Annotated in this window: 11 protein-coding genes and 1 pseudogene; 11 read left to right on the forward strand and 1 reads right to left on the reverse strand. The window is 44.3% G+C overall.

The genetic code is table 11. From position 1 onward, the window contains the following. From O9295_RS11460 to O9295_RS11500, 9 genes and pseudogenes are all read left to right on the forward strand, one after another. Positions 1–421: pseudogene (locus tag O9295_RS11460) on the forward strand (Rpn family recombination-promoting nuclease/putative transposase); the annotation flags it as partial. A 62-nt stretch (positions 422–483) separates the two neighbouring features. Then, positions 484–3,522 (forward strand): CHAT domain-containing protein, encoded by a 3,039-nt coding sequence (locus O9295_RS11465; protein ID WP_288033015.1) that lies wholly within the window; start codon positions 484–486, stop codon positions 3,520–3,522. Positions 3,523–3,525: 3 nt separating this feature from the next. Continuing rightward, positions 3,526–4,065, forward strand: coding sequence for a hypothetical protein (locus O9295_RS11470; protein ID WP_288033016.1), 540 nt, complete (start codon positions 3,526–3,528; stop codon positions 4,063–4,065). 7 nt (positions 4,066–4,072) lie between these two features. Next, positions 4,073–4,381, forward strand: coding sequence for a hypothetical protein (locus O9295_RS11475; RefSeq protein ID WP_052278237.1), 309 nt, complete (start codon positions 4,073–4,075; stop codon positions 4,379–4,381). 142 nt (positions 4,382–4,523) lie between these two features. After that, positions 4,524–4,802: a UPF0175 family protein gene (locus O9295_RS11480; protein ID WP_004163807.1), complete on the forward strand. Its 279-nt coding sequence runs from the start codon at positions 4,524–4,526 to the stop codon at positions 4,800–4,802. A gap of 204 nt (positions 4,803–5,006) precedes the next feature. Further along, positions 5,007–6,416, forward strand: coding sequence for an IS4 family transposase (locus O9295_RS11485; protein WP_288033019.1), 1,410 nt, complete (start codon positions 5,007–5,009; stop codon positions 6,414–6,416). A gap of 140 nt (positions 6,417–6,556) precedes the next feature. Then, positions 6,557–6,730: a hypothetical protein gene (locus O9295_RS11490; RefSeq protein ID WP_172456625.1), complete on the forward strand. Its 174-nt coding sequence runs from the start codon at positions 6,557–6,559 to the stop codon at positions 6,728–6,730. A gap of 1 nt (position 6,731) precedes the next feature. Beyond that, positions 6,732–6,947 carry a PIN domain-containing protein gene (locus O9295_RS11495; RefSeq protein ID WP_002797011.1) on the forward strand — a complete coding sequence of 72 codons (216 nt, stop codon included), beginning with the start codon at positions 6,732–6,734 and terminating at the stop codon, positions 6,945–6,947. Beyond that, positions 6,934–7,146, forward strand: a complete 213-nt coding sequence (locus tag O9295_RS11500; RefSeq protein ID WP_002758270.1) for a hypothetical protein — start codon at positions 6,934–6,936, stop codon at positions 7,144–7,146. The genes O9295_RS11495 and O9295_RS11500 overlap by 14 nt, the downstream gene beginning before the upstream one ends. A gap of 163 nt (positions 7,147–7,309) precedes the next feature. Here the strand turns inward: O9295_RS11500 and O9295_RS11505 are convergent, their stop codons facing one another. Continuing rightward, positions 7,310–7,825: a single-stranded DNA-binding protein gene (locus O9295_RS11505; RefSeq protein ID WP_288033017.1), complete on the reverse strand. Its 516-nt coding sequence runs from the start codon at positions 7,823–7,825 to the stop codon at positions 7,310–7,312. An 85-nt stretch (positions 7,826–7,910) separates the two neighbouring features. Here O9295_RS11505 and O9295_RS11510 point away from each other — a divergent pair, with 85 nt between their 5' ends. Both O9295_RS11510 and O9295_RS11515 read left to right on the forward strand, forming a co-directional pair. Beyond that, a complete protein-coding gene (locus tag O9295_RS11510) occupies positions 7,911–8,906 on the forward strand; it encodes an amino acid ABC transporter permease (protein WP_287628328.1) in 996 nt (331 codons plus the stop codon). 209 nt (positions 8,907–9,115) lie between these two features. Beyond that, positions 9,116–9,493: a hypothetical protein gene (locus O9295_RS11515; RefSeq protein ID WP_002737069.1), complete on the forward strand. Its 378-nt coding sequence runs from the start codon at positions 9,116–9,118 to the stop codon at positions 9,491–9,493. Positions 9,494–9,635 lie beyond the last annotated feature (142 nt).

The following is a 9,635-nucleotide window of genomic DNA, read 5'->3' on the forward strand; positions in this document are numbered from 1 at the left end:
TTTAGAATTAATAGAGACGATTTTGATTTACAAGTTGCCGCGGATTAATCGAAAGGAGATAGAAGCTATGTTTAGTTTAAGCGAGTTAAGACAGACGCGTGTGTTTCAGGAGGCCCTAGAGGAAGGTCGCCAAGAAGGTCGCCAAGAAGGTCGTCAAGAAGGTCGCCAAGAAGGTCGTCAAGAAGGTCGCCAAGAAGGTCGCCAAGAAGGTCGCCAAGAAGGTCGCCAAGAAGGTCGCCAAGAAGGTCGCCAAGAAGGGGAAATCATCGGAAAATTGGCTTCTGTTCCCTTATTATTGCGAGCGGGGGTTAATCCCCAAGAAATCGCCGCTTCTCTGGGATTATCTCTCGAACAGGTCTTAGAATTGGCTCGGTCACGCGAAGCGTGCGCGAAGCGTTCGCCGGAAGATAGCGATCGCTAGGGTATTTTCAGATTTCGGCAGTAGAGATATAATTTCCTTATCTTCCTTTATGCTTTTCTTCGATGCTATCCTTACTAAAAAAGCTCTGGAATTGGCTAAAATCGCTCTTTATTGCCAGTCCGAAGGCAATTAACCTCAAAAAAGTCAAAAATACTCCTCCAGAACCCAGCGATGGGGAATATGAAGGGATATTGATGGGGTTATTCGAGCAGGTGGCGGCGGGAACCACTACCGGCGGATTACGGGGATGGCTATACAGTCGCCATTGTGACGATAAAAAGCTGGCGCGGTGGCTAGGGGTCAAAAGCGAGGAATGGCTACAGTATCCAGAAGATTATCAAACTTTAGGGCGGGATCTGGCGGCTTTAGGCAAGGTGATGACGGGAAATCTGGGGGAAGTGTCCCAACGGATTAGCCTCCAGTTACGCGACGCGGTGAGGGATGTTTCCGGTGTGGAGGAGGAAAATCTAGACTCAAAGGAGACGGATTTAACGGAAGTGGTTCAGGATGCCGCATTCTGGTTTGAGCAAGGAAACCAGAAAGTAATCAATGGGGATTTTCTCGGCGCGATCGCATCCTACGACAAAGCTTTAGAATTTAAACCCGATGACCATGAAGCTTGGTACAACCGAGGGGTTGCGTTAGCTAATTTAGGCAGATGGGCAGAAGTGATCGCATCCTACGATCGAGCTTTAGAAATTAAACCCGATTTCCATCTAGCTTGGTACAACCGAGGGGTTGCGTTAGGTAATCTAGGCAGATTAGAAGAAGCGATCGCATCCTACGATCGAGCTTTAGAAATTAAACCCGATAAGCATGAAGCTTGGAACAACCGAGGGGTTGCGTTAGGTAATTTAGGCAGATTGGAAGAAGAGATCGCATCCTACGATCGAGCTTTAGAATTTAAACCCGATTACCATGAAGCTTGGAACAACCGAGGGGTTGCGTTAGGTAATTTAGGCAGATTAGAAGAAGCGATCGCATCCTTTGATCGAGCTTTAGAAATTAAACCCGATTACCATGAAGCTTGGTACAACCGAGGGATTGCGTTAGGTAATTTAGGCAGATTGGAACAAGCGATCGCATCCTACGATCGAGCTTTAGAAATTAAACCCGATTTCCATGAAGCTTGGCACAACCGAGGGATTGCGTTAGGTAATTTAGGCAGGTTTGAAAAAGCGATCGCATCCTTTGATCGAGCTTTAGAAATTAAACCCGATTACCATGAAGCTTGGTACAACCGAGGGAGTGCGTTACATAGTTTAGGCAGATTAGAAGAAGCGATCGCCTCCTACGATCGAGCTTTAGAAATTAAACCCGATTACCATCTAGCTTGGGGCAACCGAGGGTGGGACGTTTGTTCTCTGAGTAAAAATCGCGTTTCTACTCCTAGTCTAGAAGCTCTCATTAACCGTAAACCGATAGTAGCCCTTAATGACCGAGAACCCCATATTTTCGCCCTCCGGGAGGCACTTCCCCACCTCATTCAAGGATCGCCTCCGTGGGGGCAAATTTATCGCTATCTAGGGCAAGCTTATCTGGAACATTCCCAGTATAAAGAGAAAGCTAGTCCCTATTGGCGCGAAGCGATCCGACATTATCAAATCGCTTTACCGATTCTCAGCGAAAAAGACTTCCCGGAAGATCATTTAGAAATTCTGCAAGGATTGATCCGCGCTCATCTTTCCCTACAGGAAATCCCTGAAGCGCGATTCTATCAACAACAGGGGCGCCACCTTTTTACCAGACTACGCGCCCAGAAACGGGATAAACCGGCTTTTGAGGCAAAATTCAGCAGTTTTAGTCACCTAGAAATCGATTTACTGATCGAGGAAAATCATCCCCTAGACGCAATTGAACAGGCAGAATTTTATAAAAATCGTTGTTTGACTTGGATTCTCGATAGTTGGCAAGAAAACCCCACCAGTCCCGATTATGCCACTATCCAAAGCCTGACCAGTCCGAATAAGGCGATTATTTACTGGTATCTCAGCGAGGACAATCTCACCACCTTTATTATCACCGCAGAGGCTGATCCCGTCATTGTCGAGCCAGAACAACGCCGTCAACCAGCGCGACAGTTTCGGACTTGGTTAACCGAATGGGATAAACAATACCTTGACTATGCCAGTAAAAAAGAAACCGAGAATAAACAAAATCACCCCTGGAGATTGTCACTTAACAGCCGTTTTGCCGAATTAAAGCGGATTTTACAGATCGATAAAATTCTCGAACCTTTGCCGGTTTCCGTTGATTCCCTGATTCTCATCCCCCACCGGGATCTGCACCGCTTCCCCCTACATACCCTCTTCCCCGAAAAATACACCGCCACCTATCTCCCCTCTGCTCAGGTCGGTTTGCGTCCCCAGTCCGGCGATTCCTCCTATTCTCCCCTCCTCAGCGTCGAAGACCCCAAAACGGAACAAAAACCCATGGATTTCGCCCAACTGGAATCAGCAATTATTAGCCATATCCTGCAACCGAGCCAGAGAATTAGCCCGAAAAAGGCATCACGGGAAAACGTCCGCAAAGCCCTCGAAAATGCCCATAAAACCTTTCATTTCACTGGTCACGGCTTTTATGACTCTTTTCGTCCCCAGGAGTCTGCGATCGCCCTTAGCGATGGTTTATTGACTGTCCGGGATATCAACAAGCTCAACCTCTCTAGTTACCGTCTCGTCTGTCTGGCTGCCTGTGAAACCGCTCTCACCGGTAAGGATGGCATTACTACCGAATACGTCGGCCTCGTCAGTGCTTTCCGGGCAGCGGGTGCGACTAATGTGGTCAGTACCCTCTGGCCGGTGAAGGAGATTTCTAGTGCTTGGTTTATGATTAACTTCTATCAAAGATTATTAGCGGGTGAATCCCCGGCCCTAGCTCTGAAAAATACACAAAATTGGTTAAAAAATATCACTTGGCAGCAACTAGCTAACTGGATCGAGCAACTTGGACAACTTCCCGACCTAAGGGAAGGGGTCGATCGACTGGAGGCGAGGGCGGCGAATATTTTAAAGGAAGGCAGTACAATAGGGCTAGATCAACTAACAGAATATAGCGATCCTTACTATTGGGCGGCCTATACCCTGACTGGACAGGACTAACTTATGGAAATTCCCAAAACAATTATCGATCTTGAAGCGCTGCTAATCGCCCTCGCACAGCAGACTGAACCCTTGCCAGAATATCTACAGCGATCGCTCAAAGAAATTGAACGATTATTAAGGGAAGAACAACCCCAGGCAGCAACACAATTGCGGCAACTTGTCAAGGATTTTCCCCCCCTAGAAAAAGCTTATAAAAAAGCGATCGAAGAATTAGACGCAGCCTATGCTAACCAAGAATGCGCCAAAAGTTTAAGCGTCATTTTTCCCGATAGTTTAGATTTCGAGTCCCTATTTATTAATGATGTTATTCCTAGCCAAGATTGGGTAAAAACTGCCCAAAAATTAGCTGGATCCCCCCTTGATCGCGAGGGTGCTGATTCCCCTCGATTTTGGGATAAAGCCGATCGCCTGATGGTGGTAACGGTGGGAGGTGCAGCCCTAGGGGGATCGATTGCGGGAGTTTATGGCGCGGTTATTGGTGCGATATTAGCGGCCGGCTGCGGATGGTATATTACTTTTAGGAAAGCAAAATCAGCATAAATTTTTGATGAAGATTGTTAACATTGAAAACTTTCTTTTGTTAATCGGAACCTTGGTCATTACCGCAAGCGTGGCAGTGGTTACAAGAAGACGGCAGCGACGGGGAAACAATAAATCTTATCTAGAAATTCTTTTCGTTTCTGGGTTAACTTTGTGGACTGCATTTACCCTATTTAAGGTGGTCTATAAAGTGTTAACCGATGAAAATTTTCAGAAATGCCTTGGTTCGGATAGTCAAATCCCTCTTTTGCTAGGTGCTGTTGTCGGTATCTATATTTCTATTAACGAGATTCGGAAATTATTTGAAGCGAAGTAATAGAAATGCCAGCTTTATCCATATCCAAAAGTTATACTAAATCCTGTTGAGAAGGTATAGAATAGGCGTTGGGTTTCATGCTTCAATCCAACCTAAGTTCTATAAACATTATCGGTAAACCCAAAAAAAAGGAAGCTAAATCATGAAAATTACTATCGATATTCCCGATGAATTGCTTCAACATTACAACTACAATAATCTTACCCGTGAAATTTTAGAGGCTTTGGTGGTGCAGGCCTACCGAGCGGAAAAAATCACCAGTGCCGAGGTCGGAAGTATTTTAGGTCTATCTTCTCGTTGGGTGGTGGATGCTTTTTTGAAAAACCACGATGCCGATTTACATTACGATGAAGTCGATCTAGACAGCGATCGCAAGACTCTTCAGCAACTTCGCAACAAACACGATCATAGTCTTTTATGATAGTCGTTTCAATTAAATTGAAGATAGATTTCGCCTTTGATATCCCCTTAATAAGGGGGGCGCTGATCCCCCCTTGATCCCCCCTTAATAAGCTATCCATTAGTCAGATCTTTCTTAACAAAAAGAGAAGAAACTTAAAAAAAGGGGAAACGATTGATAGGTATAGTTTTGAAAGAAGGAATTAAGGTGGAGGTAAGCAAAAAAATGGAGAAATGGGCAGCCCAAGAATTACAGTATGCAGACCTAGGGGACACCAGAAGAAAGAAAAGGTTAATCAGTATCGTAGAAAACTTGGCCAGCCAACCTAGTACAAGTGTGCCACAAGCTTCAGGAAATCTAGCCGCAGCGAGTGCCACCTACGACTTTTGGAATTCCCCCTATTTTCACCCGTCAGATATAATTGCCGCCCAAGCCAAAAGTACAGTAGAAAGAATCAAAGAACATCCAATAGTTTTGGCAGTGCAAGACACAACAAGTTTAGACTTTACGACGCAAAAAGCCAAAAAAGGAATGGGTTATCTAGATTATAAAAAATCCTTTGGTCTCAAAGTTCATACCACATTAGGAGTGTCAGCGCCAGGAATACCTTTAGGACTGATTAATCAATATGTCTGGGCAAGAGAAGAAAAGAATTTAGGGATTGCCAAGGAAAGAAAAAAAAGAGAAACCGAAGAAAAAGAAAGTCAAAGATGGTTAGATTCTTTATCAGAAACACAACAACAAATACCCGAAGATATTCAAGTAGTAACAATCGGAGATTGTGAGGCAGACATATTTGATTTATTTGCCCAATCAAGAAGTCCTAACTCTCATTTATTAATCCGAGGAACTCATAACCGAAAAGTTAACTATCTCGAAGACAAGCAAAGGTCAGGGCATCCAGAGCCTAAATATTTACATCAATCCATCAGAGAAGTTAAAGCCTGTGGTAGCCTAGATGTGCAAGTAAAACGCAATCCTAATCACGAGGCTAGACTAGCTAAACTAACAGTTAGATTTGCCAGTTTTGAAATACAAGTACCTAAGCATCACTCGAAAGCGAACCCTCGTCAACCGGTCAAATTACAGGTAATTTTAGCTGAAGAAGAAAATCCGCATACCGGGGTTAATCCTATCAGTTGGCTCCTCTTAACTAGCCTAGACATTAGTAGCTTTGAATCAGCGATAACCTGTGTGCGCTGGTATAGTTATCGCTGGTTGATAGAACGCTATCATTTTGTTTTAAAAAGTGGTTGTGGATTAGAAAAACTGCAATTAGAAACGGGTAGGAGAATTGAGATGGCCTTAGCTACCTACTCAATTGTAGCTTGGAGATTACTTTGGTTAACCTATCAAGCACGCTTACACGGAGAGGAGAGTTGTGAAAGTTTTTTGGAAGAACATGAATGGCAATCTTTGTGTGCCACTATTCATAAAAAGAGTCCGCCACCTGAAAAGCCGCCCTCCTTTAGGGAAGCGGTCAGAATGATTGCTTCTCTTGGGGGGTTTTTAGGTAGAAAAGGTGACGGTGAACCAGGTGTTAAAACTATTTGGTTGGGACTGCGAAGGTTACATGATATCAGCGAGACTTGGAAACTATCTCATCAAATTAGTTCCCCCATAGAACCCCCTTGAGCCATCTGGCACACTTTTCTCTTTTTGTCAAATTTTATGTTAAGAAAGATGTGACTAATGGATAGCTTGATAAGGGGGGTGCCGATAGGCGGGGGGATCTGATGATTTTTAACGCCTACCTACTTAGGTGATTATTTATTATGAGTATGTCGAGAGAGGAACAATTAAAGCTACTTGGTCAGATGAAAGATTCTGATATCGATTATTCAGATATAGCTGCTACTGATGCCGAATTTTGGCAAGAAGCTACTGTAGAAGCTGCCCGTTGGATGGTATCGAGGGAAACGCCCATCGCCAGTAGGGGCAATTCATGAATTGCCCCTACTCCGTACCTCCCAACTGGGTTTTAAGTTTTATGATGCCTTACATCTGGCTTTTGCTGAAGCGGGGGGCGCTGATATTTTCCTGACCACCGATGACAGGCTGCTGCGAAAAGCTCAACAATATAGAGATTCAATTAACGTAATGGTAGAGAATCCCTCGCTTTTAGCGATGGGAGTGTCAAAGGAGGATGGCAATGAAATTAGCTGAACTGAGAAAACAAGGATATCAAGCTTTAGTTGACTCTTTAGGGGTGGTGGGAATGCTCCGCTTCCTGCAACAATTGGAAGTCGGCCATGGCGATTACACCGCCGAGCGACACCAGTGGTTAGATGAACTGACCCTCGCCGATTTTCAGAGCTACGTTCAACAAAAGAAAAGTATCAATGGTGGGGAGTTGGGGGGTTAGAAGGCAAGAACTGGCTCTTCTGGTTTCTGTGTGAAAACGAGGTCTATACTGATAGAATATCCGCCAAATAGTGCTTAAAGTCTTGCCTGATCAGCATTTCACGATTCCATAGGCAAAAATTATCAGACAAAATCGAGAAGAGCCATTAATTCTGTCGGGGTGATTAGAAAGGAATATCGTCTAAATTTTCCTCCACCGATGTGTCAGAAGGTTGCCAAGCGGAAGGATTAGAAAGTTCATAGGATGCGTCATATTCAAAATCCCCGGTGGAGACAGGTGCGACGGGTTTTTCCACCTCGGTTTTATTCGATTTGTGGGCATTGATTGGTACGACTTTTTCTGGAGTCGGGGCTGCCATTTCACCGCTACTCACGCTACCGTCAAGATGATAGAGATGACTAATGACTAATTCGGCCCGTTTTTCCTTAAAACCTTCGGGACGATCGATCGTCTGCATCGAGAGACGACCTTCCAAAATTACCTGATCACCTTCATGATAGTTCTGAGCGACTTCTGAGGCCAAATTTCCCCAAGCTACGGCCCTTAAATTAGTCGGGGTTGCCTCGGCACGATTGGCAGAAAACTCGACTAACATTTGAGCGTAGGGAGTTTGATTATCTTGGGTATAACGTAATTCGGGACGACGGACAATTTTAGCCATTAAAATGCAACTGTTCATGGTCGAAAATCAGTCTGAATTTTTCTAATAGCACCATTGTACTGAATAAGTACGAGGATCACCACTGTAGAGGTTAGGGAATTTTATGGGACTCTGGTTAAGAAAAAATCTCTTTAACACTTGGTACAACGTCATCTTAACCCTTGCGGGTCTATTTCTCAGCCTCTGGGGGGGCTTAAGTTTTCTCGATTGGGCGATAAATCAGGCAAAATGGGCTGTAGTGACGGAAAATATCGGTTTATTTGTGGTCGGTCGTTATCCAGAACAGTCAATATGGCGAATTTGGCTGATTTTAACGATAATTGCGGCTTTATCACTGTTTTCTTGGCAATTAAACCGGGGTCGCTTCCCCAATTGCCCCGCTTTTCTCCAACGCTGGTGGGGATTGCTCTGGTTATTGACTTTACCTTTAATCGCTTGGTTGCTATTGGGGGGATTATTTTTAAAGGCAATTCCCCTCGATGATCTCAGTGGTTTAATCTTAACTTTATTAGTAGCGATCGCCAGTATGATTTTATCTTTCCCCTTGGGGGTATTATTAGCCCTGGGGAGACAGAGTGAATTACCGGCAATTCGTTGGCTATCTATTGGCTATATCGAATTATTGCGCGGTTTACCTTTGTTGGGAATTTTATTCATGGCTCAGGTGATGTTACCTTTAATTTTACCCGCCGGGACGAGACCGGAACGGGTGATCAGAGCGATCGCCGGATTTACCCTTTTTGCAGCAGCCTATCTGGCCGAAAATGTCCGCGGTGGTTTACAAGCGATTCCCAAAGGTCAAATTGAAGCGGCCAAAGCCTTGGGTTTAAAACCGATTTTCGTTTTATTATTGATCGTTCTACCCCAAGCTTTAAAAGCGGTCATTCCCGCTATTGTCGGTCAATTTATCAGTTTATTTAAGGATACTTCCCTACTGGCGATCGTGGGATTGGTGGACCTCTTGGGTATGGCAGGATCGGTTTTAGCTAATCCGAAATTTATCGGCGATTATCCAGAGGTTTATCTATTTTTGGCGTTTATTTACTGGATTTTCTGTTATTCTATGTCCCTAGCCAGTCGTAGGTTAGAACAGCGTTGATTGGGGTGTGGGGTGTGGGGTGTAGGGTGTGGGAAGCTTTTCAGTGATCAGTAAACAGTAAACAGTAATCAGTGAACTGAAAACTCACATCTGATAACTGATCACTGATAACTGATAGATGGCTACCTGGCTTTTTGTCATAAATATTGATATGATTTAACAATCAGCAGCAATTTATGGTAAATATATTTATTTAGGAGAGCGAGAAAATGGCTGGATTCTTTGGCCTGTTTGGCAATAAGACGAAATACGTCGATGAACCGATGGATATGAGCGCACCGGAACCGAAAGAGGCTTTTTACTTGGAACCCGATGACGCTAAAACTCTCGGTGATATCGACTTTATGCGGACACCGATCACGATCCGACGTACTTTCCCGAAAACTGCCTCGAATAAAAAGGGTGGCGAATCGATTAAACAGATTTCTTCTATGGAAGTCAGCAAAGTCACCGATAACGGTATTGTGGCAAAATCGGCTACTTCCGAGGCTAATAGTAAGGCTAACGCTGCTAATGATAACGTTCGTCGCGCTAACGATGACAATATCAATCCTTTCCTGAAAATGGCCCGCGAAATCAAGAAATAGTATAGGGTTTGCTGAATAAATCTAAAAACCTTGTTGGGTAAAACTTTTAGACCTTTTGGCCATCAAAAAGTAATGGATCTGGGAGTGATCGGGGGAAAAATCCCTGGACTTTTTCCCTGAAAATTAGGTAATTGACCCCCTC

The organism is Microcystis sp. LE18-22.4A (assembly GCF_027531105.1).
Taxonomy (GTDB): domain Bacteria; phylum Cyanobacteriota; class Cyanobacteriia; order Cyanobacteriales; family Microcystaceae; genus Microcystis; species Microcystis aeruginosa.

Coding starts and splice junctions, on each gene's coding strand:
- O9295_RS11465 (WP_288033015.1), top strand. CDS start 484: ATGCTATCCTTACTAAAAAAGCTCTGGAATTGGCTAAAATCGCTCTTT.
- O9295_RS11470 (WP_288033016.1), top strand. CDS start 3,526: ATGGAAATTCCCAAAACAATTATCGATCTTGAAGCGCTGCTAATCGCC.
- O9295_RS11475 (WP_052278237.1), top strand. CDS start 4,073: ATGAAGATTGTTAACATTGAAAACTTTCTTTTGTTAATCGGAACCTTG.
- O9295_RS11480 (WP_004163807.1), top strand. CDS start 4,524: ATGAAAATTACTATCGATATTCCCGATGAATTGCTTCAACATTACAAC.
- O9295_RS11485 (WP_288033019.1), top strand. CDS start 5,007: ATGGAGAAATGGGCAGCCCAAGAATTACAGTATGCAGACCTAGGGGAC.
- O9295_RS11490 (WP_172456625.1), top strand. CDS start 6,557: ATGAGTATGTCGAGAGAGGAACAATTAAAGCTACTTGGTCAGATGAAA.
- O9295_RS11500 (WP_002758270.1), top strand. CDS start 6,934: ATGAAATTAGCTGAACTGAGAAAACAAGGATATCAAGCTTTAGTTGAC.
- O9295_RS11505 (WP_288033017.1), bottom strand. CDS start 7,825: ATGAACAGTTGCATTTTAATGGCTAAAATTGTCCGTCGTCCCGAATTA.
- O9295_RS11510 (WP_287628328.1), top strand. CDS start 7,911: ATGGGACTCTGGTTAAGAAAAAATCTCTTTAACACTTGGTACAACGTC.
- O9295_RS11515 (WP_002737069.1), top strand. CDS start 9,116: ATGGCTGGATTCTTTGGCCTGTTTGGCAATAAGACGAAATACGTCGAT.